This is a genomic window from Pigmentiphaga sp., from assembly GCF_033795525.1.
Taxonomy (GTDB): domain Bacteria; phylum Pseudomonadota; class Gammaproteobacteria; order Burkholderiales; family Burkholderiaceae_B; genus Pigmentiphaga.
Window position 1 is genome coordinate 423,530 of sequence record NZ_JARYGM010000002.1, and the last position, 18,047, is coordinate 441,576.

Below are 18,047 nucleotides of genomic sequence, written 5' to 3' on the forward strand. Positions count from 1 at the left end.
TTTGGCCAAGTCTTGCACGCAGCCGGCGGGATCGCGCGAGCGAGGCGCCAGGGTAGGGGCACGGTATGATCCCGGGCTGATCGACGACAGGCCGTGCCCGTGGATATCTCGCTCCTTTGGATTCCCGCTACCTTGATTGCAGCGGCGGCGCAGACCGCACGCAATGCCATGCAGCACAGGCTGACCGGCAGCCTCGGAACCTTGGGCGCCGCCCAGGTGCGCTTCTTGTACGGCCTGCCGTTTGCGTTGGCCTTCCTGTTGCTGATCCTGTGGGTCGGCGCAGAGACCTTGCCGGCTCCCGATCCCCACTTCTTGCTGCTATGTGCCGCTGCCGCCGCGGCCCAGATCCTTGCCACGGTATTGATGCTCGCCACCATGCAGTTGCGCAACTTCGCGCTCAGTACGGTCTACGTCAAGACGGAGCCGGTACAGGTTGCGATCTTCGCCGTGCTGGTCCTGGGAGAACCGCTGGGCGTCCTGGCGGGTTGTGCCGTGGTCGTGGCCACGGCAGGGGTCGTAGCGATGTCGTCGAAGCCCGATGCCGCAGCGGGAGGCGCCTGGCGGCCGGCTTTGCTCGGCATTGCCTCGGGCGCGTTCTTTGCCTTGTCGGCAGTACTGTTCCGGGGCGCGATACTGTCGCTGGACAGCGGGTCGTTCGCGTTGCGCGCAGGCATGGCGCTCACGACGGGCCTGGCGATGCAGACGGCGGCCCTGGTCGCATGGCAGGCCTTGTTCCGGCGCGATGTCCTGCGCGGCGTGCTGGCGGCGTGGCGCTCGTCGCTGCCGGCAGGCTTCATGGGCGCGTTTGCGTCGCAGTGCTGGTACATCGGTTTCGCATTGACATCGGCGGCGAATGTGCGGACCCTGGGGTTGGTCGAAGTATTGTTCGCCCAGCTCGCCTCCAGGCGCTTGTTCGCGCAACGCGCCACCGCGCGCGAGCGGTGGGGCATGGGCCTGGTCGTCCTGGGGCTGCTGCTGTTGCTCTATGCCACGGGCGGCAACTGAAAAGCAAAGGCCGGCGCGGCCCATCGGGCTGGCGCCGGCCTGTGAACCGGCGAGCGCTTCACGCGGCAGCGAGTTCCTCGACCAGCAGGCCGGTCTGCGCAAGCGCCTCGGCAACGGCCTCGGCCCGCGCCTCGGCGCCCAAGGCCACGCCTTCGGCGCGCAGCACGCTGATATCGGTAATTCCGAAGAAGCCGAACAGGGCACGCAGATACGATTCCTGGTGATCCAGGAGGGTTTCGATCGAGGTGCCGGCGTACTTGCCGCCGCGGGACGATACGATCACGACCTTCTTGCCCCCGGCCAGGCCCTCGGGTCCATTGGCGGTGTAGCGGAAAGTCTTGCCTGCCTGCGCCACGCGATCGATCCAGGCCTTCAGCTGCGAGGGGACGGAAAAGTTGTACATCGGCGCGCCGACCACGATGACGTCCGCGGCCAGGAATTCGTTCAATAACTCATCGGTATAGGCCGCTTGCTTGACGAATTCTGCATCGCCGGACAGCTCGGCGCCCGGTTGAGGACGCAGCGACTGCAGCAGCGCGCCGTCCAGGTGCGCGGGCGGCTGGGCGACGAGATCGCGATAGCGGACTTCCAGCGCCGGGTCGACCTGGCGCAGGGCGTTCACGACGGCAGCCGTCAGTTCGCGGGAAACGGAGGCCGCCCCGGTGGAGCTGGAATCGATCTGCAGGACTTTCATGGCGTTCCTAGGGTTGGAAGATTCAAGGGTTAATGCGGATGCTTTCCGTCACAACGACAAGATATATCGTCAATAATCCTTTTTAAACTGGCTTTTTCAGGAATTACTTTCCTATTTTTGCAATAAAGGCCACGCTCTCATGCAAGACCTCAACGACATGTACTTGTTCGCCAAAGTGGTGGAGCATGGCGGCTACACCGCGGCATCCCAGGCCCTGGGGATACCCGTGTCGCGCATCAGCCGCCGTATCGCCATGCTGGAAGAGGGGCTGGGAGTGCGGCTCCTGAACCGCACGACCCGGAAGATCTCCGTGACCGAGATCGGTCAGACCTACTACCAGCACTGCGCCGCGCTGGTGGCGGAGGCCGCGGCGGCGCGCGAGGCCGTGGACAGGACCACGTCGCAGCCGCAGGGGCTGATTCGCTTCAGTTGCCCCGTGGGATTGCTCCACAGTGACATCGCGGCCATCGTCGCCGACTATCTTGACCAATACCCGCTGGTGCGCGTGCAGATCGACGCGACCTCCCACAGGGTGGACGTGGTGGAAGAGGGATTCGACCTGGCACTGCGGGTACGCCAGCCGCCTTTCGAGGACTCGGAACTGGTGGTGCGGCCGCTGGCCACCGCGCGCATGGTGCTCGTGGCCACGCCCGATTTCTTCCGCAAGTACGGCGAACCTCAAGATGTGGGCGACCTGGCGCGCCTGCCTACGCTCAGCATGGTGCAGGCAGCCGAAAAGCACATCTGGCGCTTTGCCGGACCGGACGGCCGGGAAGTGTCGGTCGGGCACGTGCCCCGTTTGTCCGTCGATGATCTCACCACATTGCGGGCGGCCACGCTGCAGGGGCTGGGCTTGGCGTGCCTGCCGTGGTATTTGGTGGCTGCCGACGTCGAAGGCGGGCAGCTTCGCGTCACATTGCCGCAATACTCGCCGCCCGAAGGGATCGTCCAGGCAGTATTCCCGTCGCGGCGGGGACTGGTCCCCGCAGTACGGCAGTTTCTCGACGCCTTGGTCGCCGCTTATCACAAACAGGCGCCGGCGCCGGGATGACGACGGCTGCGCGTGCCATGATGAAATCGTAAGCTTCCTCTACGGCGGGGAAGGGGGCTCATGTACAATCGCTCTGCATTCGGTGGGCCGGAAATGGACGCGCGTCCGGAGCCGCCAGCAACCAGGAGGCTGCCCGGCTCGTTCCGGACGACACAAGCCCGCAGGGTCGCCGCGCGGGCTTTTTTTCGTTATGGCGCGGCGTGCGTTGGAAACATGGGCGTTGGGTCGCTAACTGGAGAAGGCATTGCAAGAGAGGTCGGGGCGCTAGATGTTGATTCTGATTTCCAATGACGACGGCTATTTCGCCCCCGGCCTGGCAGCCCTGGTCGAGGCCTTGCGGCCGCTGGCCGAGCTGATCGTCGTGGCGCCCGAGACCAATCGCAGCGGTTCGTCCAATTCGCTGACGCTGGACCGGCCCTTGTCCGTGCGCAAAGCGCCCAACGGTTTCCTGTACGTCAACGGCACCCCGTCCGACTGTGTGCACGTCGCGCTCACCGGCTTGCTGGACCGGCGGCCGGACCTCGTGGTGTCCGGCATCAACGATGGCCAGAACATGGGCGAGGACACCCTCTATTCCGGCACGGTGGCGGCGGCCACGGAAGGTTATCTGTTCGGTATTCCGTCGATTGCCTTTTCGCAGGTATCGAAGGGGTGGGAGCACCTGGACGCGGCGGCGGTGGCTGCGCGCAGCTTCGTCGAGCGCTTCATCGCCCGCCCGTTGCCGGGGCCCGCGCTGCTGAACGTCAACATCCCGAACTTGCCGCTATCGGAGCTGAAGGCGCCCCGCGTCACCCGCCTGGGCCGCCGGCATCCTTCCGAACCGGTGGTACGTTCGTCCACGCCCTACGGCGAGACGGTCTATTGGATCGGCCCGGCCGGCAAGGCGGCGGATGCGGCGCCCGGAACGGATTTTCATGCCTGCGCCGACGGCGCGGTCTCGGTTACTCCACTGCGGTTCGATTTGACCCATACGGCGCAGATCGAGCCCATGCGCGAATGGATCCCATCGGAATGGACAGGCGCAAACCCCTGACGCCCGCGGCGGCCCACACGGTCACGCCGGCCAACAGCAATACTCGCGTCAGTACTGGTCGGCTCCCCGTGGCCAAGACGGCGTCCAGCCTGCCCGTGCGGCCCGGCGAGGCCAAGCCGACGAACAGCAATACGCGGATTGCACCGGCCCGGGTACGGGTGCCCGTCGCGGGCCCGGCGCGGCCGGCCGCGCCCGAACCGAACCACGGGCTCAATTCCGAGCGCATGCGCAGTGCCCTGGTGGCGCGCCTTCGGACCCAGGGAATTGCCGATGAACGCGTGCTGGCCGCCGTGCAAGCGATCCCCCGGCACCGGTTCGTCGACGAGGCGCTGGCCAGCCGTGCTTACGAGGATGCGGCCTTGCCCATCGGCCACGGCCAAACCATCTCGCAGCCCTGGATCGTGGCCCGCATGATTGCCGCGGCCCGCAATGGGCGCGAATTGGGCAAGGCGCTGGAAGTCGGGACCGGCTGCGGCTACCAGGCGGCGGTCCTTGCAGGCGTGGCCCGAGAGGTGTATTCCATCGAGAGGATCAAGGCGCTGCACGAACTGGCCCGCAATCGCCTGCGGCCATTCAAGCTGGCCAATGTCCGGCTCGTTTTCGGCGACGGCATGCAAGGCGTGCCGAGTGCCGCCCCGTTCGACGCCATCGTGGTGGCGGCGGCGGGCTTGAAAATTCCCGACGCGTTGCTGCAGCAACTGGCGGTCGGAGGCAGGTTGGTGGCGCCCGAAGGGGGCGCCAGGCAACGACTGGTCATGATAGAACGCACCGGCGCTCAGAGCTGGGTGCGGACCGAACTGGAACCGGTGCGATTCGTGCCGTTGCAGTCCGGAGTGTTGTTGTAATGAATAGGAGATCTGGGATGCTGAATTGGCGCAAGCCGAGCCGAGACGAATCCAATCGACCCCGGCGCCCGGCGCCGGAGCCGCTTGGGCGGGCCGCGAAGCACGTGTGGGCCTGGACGGGCTGCGCGTTGCTGCTGGCGGCCTGCGGATCCGCGCCCCGGACTGTGCCCGTGGTCGATCGCACGACCCCCGCCAAGTCCTCGGGCGGACCCGCCGATACGGCGGGCCGCGAATCTTCGCGCCTGGTCGACGCCGATACCTATGTCGTCAAGCGCGGTGACACGCTGGTTCGCATCGCCCTCGATCATGGGCAGGATTGGCGCGACATCGCGCAGTGGAACAATCTGGACGACCCCAACCAGTTGCGCCCGGGGCAGGTGCTGCGCGTGGTCCGGCCAGGCTCCACGGTCAAACAGCCCGATCCCGGTGTGGCGCAGGTCACGCCCGTGCCGGCTCCTTCGCAGGCGCCCACGCGTCCGCTGGACAGCCCGGCACCGACTACTCCTCCCCCGGTACCTGCCACGCCAGCGCCCGGCACACCGCCCGCCACTCCTGCGCCGGCTCCTTCGCGCACCGAGCCCGCCGGCGAGCGGGTCGAGTGGGGGTGGCCTGCCAGCGGTAAAATCATCGAGAACTTCCACGAGACGCGCAACAAGGGTCTGGACATCGCCGGGAACCTGGGCGACCCGGTGCTGGCTGCAGCGGACGGCAAGGTGGTCTATAGCGGCAGCGGCTTGCGTGGCTACGGGCAGTTGATCATCATCAAGCACAACAACACCTTCTTGTCGGCCTATGCGCACAACCGCGCCATGCTGGTCAAGGAAGGGCAGGCCGTGCGCCGCGGGCAGAAGATCGCCGAGCTCGGGAATACCGATGCCGAGTCGCCCCGGCTGCACTTCGAGATCCGGCGCCAGGGGCGTCCCGTCGACCCGGGCCAGTACCTGCCGCCACGCTGAGTCCTGCCATGACCCCGATGCTCGTTTTCGATCTCGAAACCATTCCCGACGTCGAGGGTCTGCGGGCCCTCAACGGCTGGGGCGACGAGGTGCCCGATACCGAGGTGGTGGAGCGGGCGACCGCCGCGCGGCGCGAAGCGGTGGGCCACGATTTCCTGCCGCTGCACCTGCAGAAAGTGGCGGTCGTGGGCTGCGTGTTCCGCGACGACGAAGGTTTCCGGGTCAAATGCATAGGCAAGGCCGATGATCCCGAATCCACGCTGATCAGCGGTTTCTTCAAGACCATCGACCGCTATACACCCCAATTGATCAGCTGGAACGGTTCGGGGTTCGACCTGCCGGTGCTGCACTATCGCGGGCTGATCCATGGCATCCAGGCGGCGCGCTATTGGGACATGGGCGAAGACGATCGCGATTTCCGGTACAGCAACTACATCAGCCGATACCACAACCGGCACTGTGATCTGATGGATCTGCTGGCCAAATATAATGGCCGTGCCAACGCGCCGCTGGACGAGTTGGCCAAGCTGTGCGGCTTCCCCGGCAAGCTGGGGATGGACGGCAGCCAGGTCTGGAACGCCTGGAGTTCCGGCAGGCAGGAAGAGGTCCGCGCCTATTGCGAGACCGATGTGGTCAATACCTGGCTGGTTTATTGCCGTTTCCGCTTGATGCGAGGCATGCTGTCGCGCAGCCAGTACGATGCCGAGGTCGACCTGGTGCGGACCACGCTGGCGTCGCTGGACCAGCCGCACTGGAAGGAATACCTGGCTGCCTGGAAGTAGTCCCGCCTCCCGGGCCGCCTGCACGACCCGGGTCTCGCACGAGCGCCACGTCTCACGCCCACCGACCCGTCCTGTCCAAGCCGCCCCCGGTACCCGCTTCGTGCCGCTCTCCGCGGCTGCACCGGGCGATTGGCGACGAATACTGAAGTGACATTCCAAACATGACGCAAGAAGCAGATCTTACGCTGCGGGATCAGCCGCAGCAGGCGCCCCCGGCCGGCGAATTCGCGGATGGTTCCGTAGCCATCGAGTCGGTGGACCTGGAAGGCCGCGGCATTGCACGCCGCGACGGCAAAGTGGTTTTCGTCGAAGGCGCACTGCCCGGCGAACGGGTCAAGCTCAAGGTCATCAAGCGCAAGCCTTCGTACGAGCTGGCCGAAACACAGGAGGTCATCTTGGCTTCGCCGCAGCGGGTCGCGCCCCGTTGCGCGCATTTCGGCGTATGCGGCGGATGCGCCATGCAGCACGTCGATCCGGCCGCCCAGGTCGCGATCAAGCAGCGCGTGCTGGAAGATACCTTGTGGCATATCGGCAAGTTGGTCCCGCAGCGGGTTTTGCCGCCGATCTATGGGCCTTCCTGGGGCTATCGCTATCGCGCGCGCCTGTCGGTGCGGGTGGTCGTCAAAAAGGGCGGGGTGCTGGTGGGTTTTCGCGAGCGCAAAAGCAGCTATGTGGCCGACATGCGCGAGTGCCATGTGCTGCATCCGCATGTGGCTGCGCTGCTGGTTCCGCTCCGCGAGATGGTGGCCGCCATGCCGGCGCGCGACCGGATCCCGCAGATCGAGGTGGCCGTCGGGGACGATCACGTGGTGCTCGTACTGCGCCACCTGATCCCGCTGACCGAGGAAGACCTGTCCGTCCTGCGGCAATTCGCAGCGCGGCACGATATCCACTGGTGGCTGCAGCCCAAGGGGCCGGATAGCGTCCACCCCCTGGAGGCGGTCGATGCCGATGGGCTGGCTTACCGCTTGCCGGAGTTCGGCCTGCGCATGCCGTTCAAGCCGACCGATTTCACGCAGGTCAACCACGCCATCAACCGGGTGCTGGTATCACGGGCGATTACGCTGCTTGATCCCCGGCCTGGCGACCGTATCGCCGACCTGTTCTGCGGCCTGGGCAATTTCACGCTCGCGTTGGCCACCCGCTGCCGGGAAGTGGTGGGAGTGGAAGGCAGCCAGGCGCTGACCGACCGCGCGCTGGAAGCGGCTCGTCGGCACGGCCTGGCGGCGCATACCGCGTTCTCTACCCTGAATCTGTTCGAGATCGACGAAGGCTGGTTGCGCAGCCTTGGGCATTTCGACCGCATGCTGATCGATCCGCCGCGAGAAGGCGCGTTGGCGGTGGCCAAGGCGCTGTCCGCGCCGGGTGCGGACCGTCCCAAGCGCATCGTCTACGTGTCTTGCAATCCGTCCACGCTGGCCCGGGATGCTGCCATCCTGGTCCATGAAGGCGGGTTCGTGTTGCGCAGCGCGGGCGTCGTCAACATGTTCCCGCACACCGCCCACGTGGAATCCATCGCCGTGTTCGAACCGGGTGCACCGGTGCCGGCCAAGCAGGGGCCCGGCGACTGAAAGGCCCGCTCGAGGCGGGCCAGAACCCGGGGGATCGCCGCGTAGTCGGCTGGAGCCCCCGGCGCTGGGCGCGCGAAGCGCCCGGGAAGGACCTACTCGCGGTCGCCGCCGAAGATGCCGAGCAGCATCAGCAGGTTGGCGAACACGTTGTAGATGTCAAGGTAGATCGCCAGCGTTGCCGAGACGTAGTTGGTCTCGCCGCCGTTGACGACTCGCTGCAGGTCGACCAGCATGAACGCCGAGAAAATGGCGATGGCCAGCACCGAGATGGTGAGCATCAGGGCCGGCACCTGCAGGAAGATGTTTGCCACGGCAGCCACCAGGATCACCACCGCACCGACGAACAGCCATTTGGCCATGGCGGACAAGTCGCGCTTGATGGTGGTGGACAGCACAGCCATGGTACCGAACACCGCCGCGGTGCCGCCGAACGCCGTCATGATCAGCGTAGCCCCATTGCCCATGCCCAGCACGAAGCCGATCATGCGCGAGAGCATCAGGCCCATGAAGAAGGTGAAGGCCAGAAGCAGGGCGACGCCCACGCTGCTGTGCTTGTTTTTCTCCACGGCGAACATCAGGCCGAAAGCGCCGGCCAGGAAGACGACGGTCGTGATTCCGGGGCTGCGGCCCATAAGCTCGGCCAGACCGGTGTTCACGCCTATGGCTGCGCCCAGCACGGTCGGGATTAGGGACAAGGCCAGCAGCCAGTATGTGTTGCGCAATACGCGATTGCGCACGACCTCTCCGGGCGCAGTCCCGGTTCGGTTGAAGGGAGCGGTGCGTAGATCGTTCATGGTTGAGCGACTCCTTTATGGTCTTTTGCTCGGTCAGCCCCGCGAGCGGGCCGGTGAATCAGACCGTCAGTATGCCCCAGGGTTCCACCGCCTTCCAGTAGGGGCTCATGGTGAGTTTCAGAGGCCTTTGCGGCACCCGTGGAATCACGCAGGCGTGATACAATTTAACGTTTAAGTTCCCCTCAAAGTATTTGTTTTTATTGGAGTTTTCGATGGCAACCGAGCGCACCCTTTCGATCATCAAACCGGATGCGGTTTCCAAGAACGTCATAGGCCAGATCGTGTCGCGGTTCGAGGCCGCCGGCCTGAAGGTCATCGCCGCGCGCATGCTGCAGCTGTCGCGCAGCGACGCGGAGCGCTTCTACGCCGTGCACGCCGAGCGCCCGTTCTTCAAGGACTTGGTCGACTTCATGGTTTCCGGCCCGGTGTTCGTGCAGGTCCTGGAAGGCGAGGGCGCCATCCAGAAGAACCGCGACCTGATGGGCGCCACCGACCCCAAGAAGGCCGAGAAAGGCACCATCCGCGCCGATTTCGCCGACAGCATCGATGCCAATGCGGTGCATGGCTCGGACGGCCCGGATACCGCGAAGGTGGAGATCGCCTTCTTCTTCCCCGAATTGAACATCCACAGCCGCTGAGGCGGGATGTCCGTTTTTCCCAGGAGGTCGAGATGAACCACGTCTCGCCGATCGCAGATGCCCACCCGGCCGCCGCGCCGGATTCCGCGTCCGCCCGCATCAACGTGCTGGGGCTGGATGGGGCGCAGCTCGCCTCGCTGGTGGAAAAATGGGGGGACAAGCCGTTCCGCGCCAAGCAGTTGCAGCGCTGGCTGCACCAGCGTGGCGTGGACGACTTCGAGCAGATGACCGACCTCGCGAAGTCCTTCCGCGAGAAGCTCGCGCGGTATTGCGAGGTCCGGGTTCCCGACGTGGTGGCCGCGCACCGGTCGGCAGACGGGACCCGCAAATGGCTGCTCGATGTCGGCAACGGCAATGCCATCGAAACGGTCTTCATTCCCGAGGACGATCGCGGGACGCTGTGCATCTCGACCCAGGCGGGCTGCACCGTGGCGTGCCGGTTCTGCTCCACCGGCCACCAAGGTTTCAACCGCAACCTGACGGTGGACGAGATCATCGGGCAGTTGTGGCTGGCCCGGCGCACGGTAGAGGCCGACCGTCAGGGCGCGCGCATCGCCAATGGCGCCCCGGTGGCGCTCGGTGCCGGCGACGACCGAGTCATCAGCAACGTCGTCATGATGGGCATGGGGGAACCTTTGCTCAACTACGACCATACGGTTAGCGCGCTGCGCCTCATGCTGGACGACAACGCCTACGGCTTGTCGCGCCGGCGGGTCACGGTCTCGACTTCCGGGGTGGTGCCGATGATGGACCGGCTCGCGCGCGACTGCCCGGTGGCGCTGGCCGTCTCTCTGCACGCGCCCAACGATGCGCTGCGCGACGACCTGGTGCCGCTGAACCGCAAATACCCGCTGCGCGAGCTCATCGCGGCGTGCCAACGCTACCTGGAGTTTGCGCCGCGCGACTTCATCACGTTCGAATACGTCATGCTCGACGGCATCAACGACGGCGACGAGCATGCAAAACAGCTCATGGACATTGCGCGTCAGGTCTCGTGCAAGTTCAACCTGATTCCGTTCAACCCCTTCCCGCAGTCCGGGCTCAAGCGTTCGCCCGCCGCCAGGGTGAGGTTGTTTGCGCAGCGGCTAATGGACGCGGGCATTGTCACCACCGTACGCAAGACGCGCGGGGACGATATCGACGCGGCCTGCGGACAGCTGGCGGGCGAGGTCAAGGATCGTACCCGGCTCAAGCAGCGCCTCGCGGACGAAACCCGGTTCGGACGCATCGTCCAGGTGCGCGAATGATGCAATTGCGGTACCGGGCCGGCCGCTGGGGCGGCAGGGCCGGATAAGGAGTCGTCGATGTCTGAATACAACGAAACCGGCTCGTCCGGACGGCGGGAAGGCAGCGCGCCCGCGTCCGGCTCGCCGTCTTCGTCGTCGGTGGGACGCGAGCTGGCGCGGCTGCGCGAAGAGCGAGGCTGGTCTCAGGAGTATGTCTCGGACCGCTTGAAGTATGCAGTGCGCCAGATCCGCGCGCTCGAGAGCGAGCGCTGGAACGAATTGCCGCAGGGCATGCCGCTGCGCGGGTTCGTGCGCAACTATGCGCGCCTGCTCGAGGCCGATCCGGCGCCGTTGCTGCAGGCGCTTTCGCCGCAGGTGCAGATGGCCGATCCGGTATCCCTGGACCAGGCCTCGTCGCTGTCCATGCCGCTGGCGCAGTCCTCGGCGCGGGGCTGGCCTGCCTCGAGCGGGCGCAAGCGCCTGGCGCCCTGGTTGATCGGGGGCATCATGGCTGTGCTGGCGCTGGCCCTGCTCGGATATGCGCTCGACCAGCAAGGCAAGCTGTCGTTCGGCGAGCAAGCGGCCGTGGAAGTGGATGCCGCTGGCGCCAGGACTGCAATCCAGGTGCAGACCCCGCTGGCGCCGCCGACCGGACCCGAAGCGGCGATACCTCCGGAGCCCGTCGCGCCGCCAGCCGCGCCCGCGGTGCCGGAACCCGCGCCGGCCCGGCCGGCCTCCGAGCCCGCCGCCGCGGAGGCCCCCGCACCGCAGCCCGGCCTTACCCTGGCCTTGCGCGAGCCGAGCTGGGTCGAGATCCGCCGTGCCGACGGCAGCGTGGCGGTGTCGCGCATCATCCCGGCCAACGAGCCCTACGAGCTGGATGCCTCCGGAGCCCCATACCGCGTCGTGATCGGTAACGTCAACGGCGTAGACTTGAGCTGGCGCGGCGCTGCGGTCGATCTGGCGCCGTATCGCCGGGACAACGTCGCCCGGCTCACCCTGCAATAAGCTCACCGTACCATGAATCCTACGCAGTCCGACCCCGACTCCGCCCGCACAGGCGCCCCGTTCCCCGCCGGGCCCGCTCCACGGCGGCCCTCGCGTCAGGTCCGCATCGGCTGGGCCGGCAAGTCGGTTGCCGTGGGGGGCGATGCCCCGGTGCTGGTCCAGTCCATGACCAATACCGATACCGCCGACGCCATCGCGACGGCGATCCAGGTCAGGGACCTCGCCCTTGCCGGGTCCGAGGTCGTGCGGATCACCGTGAACACCGCGGAGGCGGCACGCGAAGTGCCCGCGATCCGCGAGCAGCTCGACCGCATGGGGGTGGATGTCCCGTTGGTGGGCGATTTCCACTACAACGGCCACAAGCTTCTGACCCAGTATCCCGAGTGCGCGCAGGCGCTGTCCAAGTACCGGATCAATCCGGGCAACATGGGGGCGGGCAAGAAGCGGGACGACAATTTCGCGCAAATGATCGAGGTTGCCTGCCGCTACGACAAACCGGTGCGCATAGGCGTGAACTGGGGCAGCCTGGACCAGGACCTCCTTGCGCGCATGATGGACGAGAACGGCCGCCGCGAGCGGCCGTGGGATGCGCAAGCCGTCATGCGCGATGCCCTGGTGGTCTCGGCGGTGGACAACGCTCGCCGTGCCGAGGAACTCGGGCTGCCCGGCGACCACATCATTCTTTCCTGCAAGGTCAGCAATGCGCAGGACCTGATCGCGGTGTATCGCGACCTCGCCCGCCGCTGCGACTACCCGCTGCACCTGGGCCTGACCGAGGCGGGCATGGGCAGCAAGGGAATCGTGGCGTCCACTGCAGCAATGAGCATTCTGCTGCAAGAGGGCATCGGCGACACCATCCGCGTATCGCTGACGCCCGAACCCAACGGCGACCGTACCAAGGAAGTCGTGGTCGCTCAGGAAATCCTGCAAAGCCTCGGGCTGCGCGCCTTCGCGCCCATGGTGGTGGCATGCCCGGGCTGCGGCCGCACCAGCAGTACGGTGTTCCAGGAGCTGGCGGCCGACATCCAGAGTTATTTGCGTGCGCAGATGCCGGTCTGGCGCCTCAAGTATCCCGGCGCCGAGAACCTGCACGTGGCCGTCATGGGCTGTGTGGTCAACGGGCCCGGGGAAAGCAAGTTCGCTGACATCGGCATCAGCCTGCCCGGCACCGGCGAGCAGCCGGTCGCTCCGGTGTTCATTGACGGCCAGCGCTCCGTGACGCTCAAGGGCGAACGTATCGCCGCGGAGTTCCAGGCGCTGGTGGAAGACTACGTGGAAAAGCGGTTCGGCGCCGCCGCGGGTGGGCAGGCGCGTCCGTCCGGCGGCGATGCGGGAGGACCGGAACGCCCCGGGTCTGCTCCGGCTTCCTTTGATTGACGACGAGATGAGTGAGAATTTCCAGAAGGTGTCCGCGATCCGCGGCATGAACGACATCCTGCCTGCCGATTCGGGACAATGGGAGCGGCTGGAGTCGCTGGTGCGCGAGTGGCTGCGCAGCTACGGCTACCGGAACCTGCGCACGCCGGTGCTCGAGCACACCCGGCTGTTTACGCGGGGCATCGGCGAAGTAACGGACATCGTCGAGAAAGAAATGTACAGCTTCACGGATTCGCTGAACGGCGATTCCCTGACCATGCGGCCGGAGTTCACCGCCGGCATGGTACGCGCGACCATCGAGCACAATCTGATCTACGATCGCCCCCAGCGGGTGTTCGCGATCGGGCCGGTGTTCCGCCACGAACGGCCCCAGCGGGGGCGCTATCGGCAGTTCCACCAGATCGACGTCGAAGCGCTGGGGTTCCCGGGTCCCGATATCGACGTCGAACTCATACTCATGCTGGCCCGGCTCTGGAAGATCCTGGGCCTCTCGGACATCCGGCTCGAGATCAATTCGCTCGGCTCCGCCGAAGAGCGCCTGGCCCATCGGCAGGCACTGATCAGCTATCTCGAGGGGTTCAAGGACCAGCTCGACGAAGACGGCCGGCGCCGGCTCTACAGCAATCCGCTGCGCGTGCTCGATACCAAGAATCCGGCGCTGCAGGAAATGGCCGATCGTGCGCCCCGGCTGCTGGACTACCTGGGCGAGGCTTCGCTGGCTCACTTCAACGGCGTGCGCAGCCGCCTCGACGATGCCGGCATCGCCTACCGCGTGAACCCGCGCCTGGTGCGAGGGCTGGACTACTACAACCTGACCGTTTTCGAATGGGTTACCGATCGTCTCGGCGCGCAGGGGACGGTCTGCGGCGGCGGCCGTTACGACGGCCTGATCTCGCTGCTGGGCGGCAAGCCGGCGCCCGCGGTGGGCTTTGCCATCGGGGTGGAGCGGCTACTGGACCTGTGGTCCCAGGTCGAGCCGCCGCAACCGCAAGCCGAGTGCGACGTATACGTGCTGCACCAGGGCGAACCGGCCGCCCGCGCCGCGATGCGCCTGGCGGAAAACCTGCGTGACGCGGGACTGGACGTGATCCTGCATTGCGGCAGCGGCGGCTTCAAGTCGCAGATGAAGCGGGCCGACGGCAGCGGGGCCGAGTTCGCGGTCATCATAGGCGAGGATGAGCTCGCCGACGGGGCGGCCAGCGTCAAGGCGCTGCGGACCGAAGGGGCGGGCCAGCAGCGGGTGGCCATGGCCGAGCTGCCGGCCTTCATCCTGAACGAACTGACCGACGGCGGGTCCGACTAGGCGGCCGGCGGGCGGACGGAATACGCGGCGGCGCCGAATCCGTTAATCTTGCGCTCTTGAATCCCTGCGTGGGCCGCCGCGGGCCCGCGGCGCATTCTTGCTATCACCATAATCAACCGGGGCGTGCATGGCCTACGACATCGACGAACAGGAACAACTGGAATCCCTCAAGGCATGGTGGGCCAAGTATGGCAATGTCATCTTGGGGGTTGCCGCCATCGTTCTCCTCGCCGCAGCGGCCTGGAACGGCTGGCAGTGGTATCAGCGCAACCAGGCGGCCAACGCCATGGTGCACTTCGAGGCCTTGGAAAAGGCCGTCCAGGAAGGGGACATGTCGCGCGTCAAGGACGCGTCGGGCACGATCCTCGAGAAGTACGCGCGTAGCGGCTATGCCCCGCGCGCGGCGCTGCTGGCTGCGCAGGCTTATCGGAAGGCCGGCGATGCCAAGTCTGCACGGGCCCAGCTGCAGTGGGTCGTGGACCGTGGGGGCGACGAGGCCCTCGCGGCCGTGGCGCGGCTGCGCCTGGCCGGGCTGCTGCTGGACGAAAAGAACTACGACGAGGCGCTGGGCGTTCTTGCCTCCCAGCCCCCCGCGGCTTTTGCCGCGTTGTACGCCGACCGCCGCGGCGATGTGCTGGCCGGCCAAGGCAAGCGCGACGAGGCGCGCAAGTCCTACGAAGAGGCGCTCGCCAAGCTCGATCCCGCCACCGACTTGCGCTCGTCGATCCAACTGAAACTCGATGCACTCGGAGGAGCCTGATGGAGCTGTATAACCGCCATTCCGGTGCGAGCCTCGGCTGGCGGCGCCTGCGCCGTGCCGCGGCGGTCGCAGTCGCTCTCGCGCTGGGGGGATGCTCGCTGTTCTCGAGCGAAAAGCCGCGCTATCCGCCGGCCCCGCTCGCCAACTTCACGCCCACGCTCCCCGTGAGCAGCGCCTGGCGCGTCTCGGTGGGCAACAAGTCGGAAGTGGGATTCATTCCCGTGGTCGTGGGCGATGCCATTTACGCCGCCACCAGCAACGGCTCGGTCGGCAAGTATTCGCTGGATACCGGCGCCGAGGTATGGCGTACCTCGGCCAAGACCGATCTGTCTGCCGGTGTCGGCAGCGACGGCCGGATCACGGCGGTGGCCACCCCGCGCGGGGAAGTGATCGCCTTCGACGATACGGGGGCGGTCAAGTGGCGCGCGCAGGCTACCAGCGAAATCACCATTCCGCCTCTGGTGGGTGACGGTCTCGTGGTCGTGCGCAGCGGCGACTACCGCATCCAGGCCTACGACGCCGACACCGGCCGCAGGCGCTGGAGCGTCCAGCGTCCGGGGCCGGCCCTGGCGCTGCGCGCCCCGGGCGAAATGCTGCTGTCCGGCGGCTTTGTCTTCACGGGGTTGCCAGGCGGTAAGCTGATTGCCATCGCCGCCAATAATGGGGCGGTGCGCTGGGAAGGCACCGTCGCCAATCCGAGCGGTACCAGCGAGCTCGAGCGTGTGGCCGACGTCGTCGGAACGCCCGTCATATCCGGGCGCCAGCTGTGTGCGGTGACATACCAAGGGCGCATCAACTGCTTCGATGTGGGGTCGGGCAACTCGACCTGGTCGCGCGAGTTCTCCAGCGTGACCGGTCTTGCAGCGGACGTGCGCTTCGCCTATGCGGCCAGCGACCGTAGCGTCATTTATGGCTTCGCGCTCGATGGCGGCGCCAATGTCTGGAAGCAGGATGCCTTGCAGAACCGCGGCGTGACCGCCCCGTCGTCGGTGGGGCGCGCCATCGCCGTCGGCGACTTCGAAGGCTATGTCCACTTCCTGCAGCGCGAGGACGGCAGCCTGCTGGCCCGCATCGCCACCGACGGTAGCGCCATCGTGGCGCCGCCGGTGCCGACGGACCGCGGCGTAGTAGTGCAGACGTCCAAGGGCAATCTCGCCCTGATCCATGTAGGCCAATAAGGTTTTTTCGACGATGAAACCCGCAGTTTTCAAACCGGTGGTCGTCCTGGTGGGACGACCCAACGTGGGCAAGTCCACGTTGTTCAACCGGCTGACCCGCTCGCGCGACGCGCTCGTGGCCGATTTCCCCGGGCTCACGCGCGATCGCCATTACGGCGAGGGCAGGGTGGGCGATCATCCCTTCATCGTCGTCGATACCGGGGGATTCGAGCCGGTTGCCAAGAACGGCATCATGGCCGAAATGGCCAAGCAGACCGTTCAGGCGGTAGACGAGGCCGATGCGGTGGTCTTCCTGACCGATGGCCGGGTCGGGCTGACGGGGCACGACCGCGAGATCGCGGAGCGCCTGCGCCGCTCGGGCCGCAAGGTGCTGCTGGCCGTCAACAAGGTCGAGGGGATGTCGCGCGCAACGGCGGCGGCCGAGTTCTACGAATTGGGGCTCGGCGAGCCGCACGCGATCTCCGCCGCCCATGGCGACGGCGTGGTGGACCTGATCGAGACGGCCCTGAAAGGGTTGGTCGAGGAAGCGCCCGAGCCGGACGGCGAGGAGGGCATGGAGGCGGAGGGCACAGAACCGTCTACCGCCGAACCGGTCGACCACCGGATCAAGCTTGCCATCGTCGGCCGCCCGAACGTGGGCAAGTCGACGCTGGTCAATACCCTGCTGGGCGAGGACCGCGTCATCGCCTTCGACCAGCCGGGCACCACCCGCGACGCCATCGAAATCGAATTCGAACGTGGCGGCCGCCGCTACACCTTGATCGATACGGCCGGGCTGCGCAAGCGAGGGAAGGTCTTCGAGGCCATCGAGAAATTCTCGGTCATCAAGACGCTGCAGGCCATCGAGGCCAGCAACGTGGTACTGCTGATGCTGGACGCCAGCGCCGAAATATCGGAGCAGGACGCCCATATCGCGGGTTTCGTGCTGGAAACCGGGCGGGCGCTGGTGGTGGCCATCAACAAATGGGATAGTGCCGACGGCGACCGGCGGGATGAAATCAAGCGCGAGTTCGACCGCAAACTGCGGTTCCTGTCCTTTGCCAAGATGCACACGGTTTCGGCCCTGCGCAACGCGGGCATCGGTCCGCTGCTCCAATCCATCGAGGCGGCGCATGCCGCCGCGTTCGCCAAGCTGTCCACGCCCAAGCTGACCCGGGCGCTGCAGGCGGCCGTCGAGCAACAGCAGCCGCCGCGCAAGGGCATTTTCCGGCCGAAGCTGCGCTATGCTCACCAGGGGGGCCAGAATCCTCCACTCATCGTGATTCACGGCAGTGCGCTGGACGAAATCCCGGATTCGTATCGCAGATTCCTCGAAACGCGGTTCCGGGAAACTTTCTCGCTGCAGGGAACTCCATTGAGAATCGAGTTCCGAAACTCGAGAAATCCTTATCTCGACAAGGCGGGGTAACCGAGTATCTTCCGGAAAGTGCTCTTGTGGGAATGCGGCAGCGTCCCCATATGCGAGGGGAGGGCGTTTCTCAGTTTTGAGAATCGCTAGTTTCCCTGGGGAAAACCCGGTACAGTAACAGAGTTGGCATCCGCCAAGAAAAACACATCCAGGAGCCCACTAATGAGCAATAAAGGGCAATTGCTACAAGACCCGTTTCTTAACGTGCTACGTAAAGAACACGTTCCCGTTTCCATTTATCTCGTCAACGGCATCAAGCTGCAAGGCCAGATCGAATCCTTCGATCAATACGTCGTCCTGCTGCGCAATACCGTGACGCAAATGGTCTACAAACACGCTATCTCGACCGTCGTGCCATCGCGCCCGGTCAACTTCCAGGTTGAAGCCCCTGCAGACTAATCCACCGATCCCCAGCGGG

17 protein-coding genes and 1 pseudogene are annotated in these 18,047 nt (G+C 66.0%); 16 read left to right on the plus strand and 2 right to left on the minus strand.

All coding sequences use genetic code 11. The features are described 5' to 3' along the window. Positions 1-99: 99 nt before the first annotated feature. Positions 100-1,005, plus strand: coding sequence for an EamA family transporter (locus QHC78_RS06735; RefSeq protein WP_319743110.1), 906 nt, complete (start codon positions 100-102; stop codon positions 1,003-1,005). Between the two features lie 58 nt (positions 1,006-1,063). Here QHC78_RS06735 and QHC78_RS06740 read toward each other — a convergent pair whose 3' ends face one another. After that, on the minus strand, positions 1,064-1,699 hold the full coding sequence (locus QHC78_RS06740) for an FMN-dependent NADH-azoreductase (protein ID WP_319743111.1): 636 nt from the start codon (positions 1,697-1,699) through the stop codon (positions 1,064-1,066). Positions 1,700-1,838: 139 nt separating this feature from the next. Here QHC78_RS06740 and QHC78_RS06745 point away from each other — a divergent pair, with 139 nt between their 5' ends. From QHC78_RS06745 to rlmD, 6 genes are all read left to right on the plus strand, one after another. Further along, positions 1,839-2,750, plus strand: a complete 912-nt coding sequence (locus QHC78_RS06745) for a LysR substrate-binding domain-containing protein (protein ID WP_319743112.1) — start codon at positions 1,839-1,841, stop codon at positions 2,748-2,750. A 268-nt stretch (positions 2,751-3,018) separates the two neighbouring features. Further along, on the plus strand, positions 3,019-3,783 hold the full coding sequence (gene surE, locus QHC78_RS06750; protein WP_319743113.1) for a 5'/3'-nucleotidase SurE: 765 nt from the start codon (positions 3,019-3,021) through the stop codon (positions 3,781-3,783). Continuing rightward, the gene (locus QHC78_RS06755; protein ID WP_319743114.1) at positions 3,762-4,628 is read left to right on the plus strand and encodes a protein-L-isoaspartate(D-aspartate) O-methyltransferase; all 867 of its coding nucleotides are present in this window, start codon (positions 3,762-3,764) and stop codon (positions 4,626-4,628) included. Before surE ends, QHC78_RS06755 begins: the two co-directional genes overlap by 22 nt. Before the next feature lie 170 nt (positions 4,629-4,798). Further along, on the plus strand, positions 4,799-5,584 hold the full coding sequence (locus tag QHC78_RS06760) for a peptidoglycan DD-metalloendopeptidase family protein (protein ID WP_319743115.1): 786 nt from the start codon (positions 4,799-4,801) through the stop codon (positions 5,582-5,584). 8 nt (positions 5,585-5,592) lie between these two features. Next, positions 5,593-6,366, plus strand: coding sequence for a 3'-5' exonuclease (locus QHC78_RS06765; RefSeq protein WP_319743116.1), 774 nt, complete (start codon positions 5,593-5,595; stop codon positions 6,364-6,366). Positions 6,367-6,527: 161 nt separating this feature from the next. Beyond that, entirely contained in the window at positions 6,528-7,937 is a 1,410-nt protein-coding gene (rlmD, locus tag QHC78_RS06770; protein ID WP_319743117.1) for a 23S rRNA (uracil(1939)-C(5))-methyltransferase RlmD, read from the plus strand. A 92-nt stretch (positions 7,938-8,029) separates the two neighbouring features. Here the strand turns inward: rlmD and QHC78_RS06775 are convergent, their stop codons facing one another. After that, positions 8,030-8,731 carry a Bax inhibitor-1/YccA family protein gene (locus QHC78_RS06775; protein ID WP_319743118.1) on the minus strand — a complete coding sequence of 234 codons (702 nt, stop codon included), beginning with the start codon at positions 8,729-8,731 and terminating at the stop codon, positions 8,030-8,032. A gap of 212 nt (positions 8,732-8,943) precedes the next feature. Between QHC78_RS06775 and ndk the strand changes: the two genes are divergently transcribed. The 9 genes and pseudogenes from ndk to hfq all read left to right on the plus strand — a co-directional run bounded on the left by ndk (position 8,944) and on the right by hfq (position 18,028). Next, a complete protein-coding gene (ndk, locus tag QHC78_RS06780) occupies positions 8,944-9,369 on the plus strand; it encodes a nucleoside-diphosphate kinase (RefSeq protein ID WP_319743119.1) in 426 nt (141 codons plus the stop codon). A 32-nt stretch (positions 9,370-9,401) separates the two neighbouring features. Continuing rightward, the gene (gene rlmN / locus QHC78_RS06785) at positions 9,402-10,616 is read left to right on the plus strand and encodes a dual-specificity RNA methyltransferase RlmN (protein ID WP_319743120.1); all 1,215 of its coding nucleotides are present in this window, start codon (positions 9,402-9,404) and stop codon (positions 10,614-10,616) included. A gap of 57 nt (positions 10,617-10,673) precedes the next feature. Further along, positions 10,674-11,603: a helix-turn-helix domain-containing protein gene (locus QHC78_RS06790; protein ID WP_319743121.1), complete on the plus strand. Its 930-nt coding sequence runs from the start codon at positions 10,674-10,676 to the stop codon at positions 11,601-11,603. Positions 11,604-11,615: 12 nt separating this feature from the next. Then, positions 11,616-12,896: pseudogene (ispG, locus tag QHC78_RS06795) on the plus strand (flavodoxin-dependent (E)-4-hydroxy-3-methylbut-2-enyl-diphosphate synthase); the annotation flags it as partial. Between the two features lie 91 nt (positions 12,897-12,987). Continuing rightward, complete coding sequence (gene hisS / locus QHC78_RS06800; RefSeq protein WP_319743122.1) at positions 12,988-14,283, plus strand: histidine--tRNA ligase; 1,296 nt, start codon at positions 12,988-12,990, stop codon at positions 14,281-14,283. Positions 14,284-14,410: 127 nt separating this feature from the next. Further along, on the plus strand, positions 14,411-15,043 hold the full coding sequence (locus QHC78_RS06805; RefSeq protein ID WP_319743123.1) for a YfgM family protein: 633 nt from the start codon (positions 14,411-14,413) through the stop codon (positions 15,041-15,043). Further along, complete coding sequence (gene bamB, locus QHC78_RS06810; RefSeq protein WP_319743124.1) at positions 15,043-16,221, plus strand: outer membrane protein assembly factor BamB; 1,179 nt, start codon at positions 15,043-15,045, stop codon at positions 16,219-16,221. The genes QHC78_RS06805 and bamB overlap by 1 nt, the downstream gene beginning before the upstream one ends. Positions 16,222-16,234: 13 nt before the next feature. Next, positions 16,235-17,629, plus strand: a complete 1,395-nt coding sequence (gene der / locus QHC78_RS06815; protein WP_319743125.1) for a ribosome biogenesis GTPase Der — start codon at positions 16,235-16,237, stop codon at positions 17,627-17,629. Between the two features lie 162 nt (positions 17,630-17,791). Then, positions 17,792-18,028, plus strand: coding sequence for an RNA chaperone Hfq (gene hfq / locus QHC78_RS06820; protein WP_319743126.1), 237 nt, complete (start codon positions 17,792-17,794; stop codon positions 18,026-18,028). The last annotated feature ends 19 nt before the right edge of the window (positions 18,029-18,047 follow it).

Bases quoted from the DNA above. Each gene is read 5' to 3' on its own strand.
- QHC78_RS06765 (WP_319743116.1), top strand. From the start codon at position 5,593: ATGACCCCGATGCTCGTTTTCGATCTCGAAACCATTCCCGACGTCGAG.
- QHC78_RS06740 (WP_319743111.1), bottom strand. From the start codon at position 1,699: ATGAAAGTCCTGCAGATCGATTCCAGCTCCACCGGGGCGGCCTCCGTT.
- QHC78_RS06790 (WP_319743121.1), top strand. From the start codon at position 10,674: ATGTCTGAATACAACGAAACCGGCTCGTCCGGACGGCGGGAAGGCAGC.
- rlmD (WP_319743117.1), top strand. From the start codon at position 6,528: ATGACGCAAGAAGCAGATCTTACGCTGCGGGATCAGCCGCAGCAGGCG.
- QHC78_RS06775 (WP_319743118.1), bottom strand. From the start codon at position 8,731: ATGAACGATCTACGCACCGCTCCCTTCAACCGAACCGGGACTGCGCCC.
- der (WP_319743125.1), top strand. From the start codon at position 16,235: ATGAAACCCGCAGTTTTCAAACCGGTGGTCGTCCTGGTGGGACGACCC.
- QHC78_RS06755 (WP_319743114.1), top strand. From the start codon at position 3,762: ATGGACAGGCGCAAACCCCTGACGCCCGCGGCGGCCCACACGGTCACG.
- hisS (WP_319743122.1), top strand. From the start codon at position 12,988: ATGAGTGAGAATTTCCAGAAGGTGTCCGCGATCCGCGGCATGAACGAC.
- surE (WP_319743113.1), top strand. From the start codon at position 3,019: ATGTTGATTCTGATTTCCAATGACGACGGCTATTTCGCCCCCGGCCTG.
- hfq (WP_319743126.1), top strand. From the start codon at position 17,792: ATGAGCAATAAAGGGCAATTGCTACAAGACCCGTTTCTTAACGTGCTA.
- QHC78_RS06805 (WP_319743123.1), top strand. From the start codon at position 14,411: ATGGCCTACGACATCGACGAACAGGAACAACTGGAATCCCTCAAGGCA.
- bamB (WP_319743124.1), top strand. From the start codon at position 15,043: ATGGAGCTGTATAACCGCCATTCCGGTGCGAGCCTCGGCTGGCGGCGC.
- rlmN (WP_319743120.1), top strand. From the start codon at position 9,402: ATGAACCACGTCTCGCCGATCGCAGATGCCCACCCGGCCGCCGCGCCG.
- ndk (WP_319743119.1), top strand. From the start codon at position 8,944: ATGGCAACCGAGCGCACCCTTTCGATCATCAAACCGGATGCGGTTTCC.
- QHC78_RS06745 (WP_319743112.1), top strand. From the start codon at position 1,839: ATGCAAGACCTCAACGACATGTACTTGTTCGCCAAAGTGGTGGAGCAT.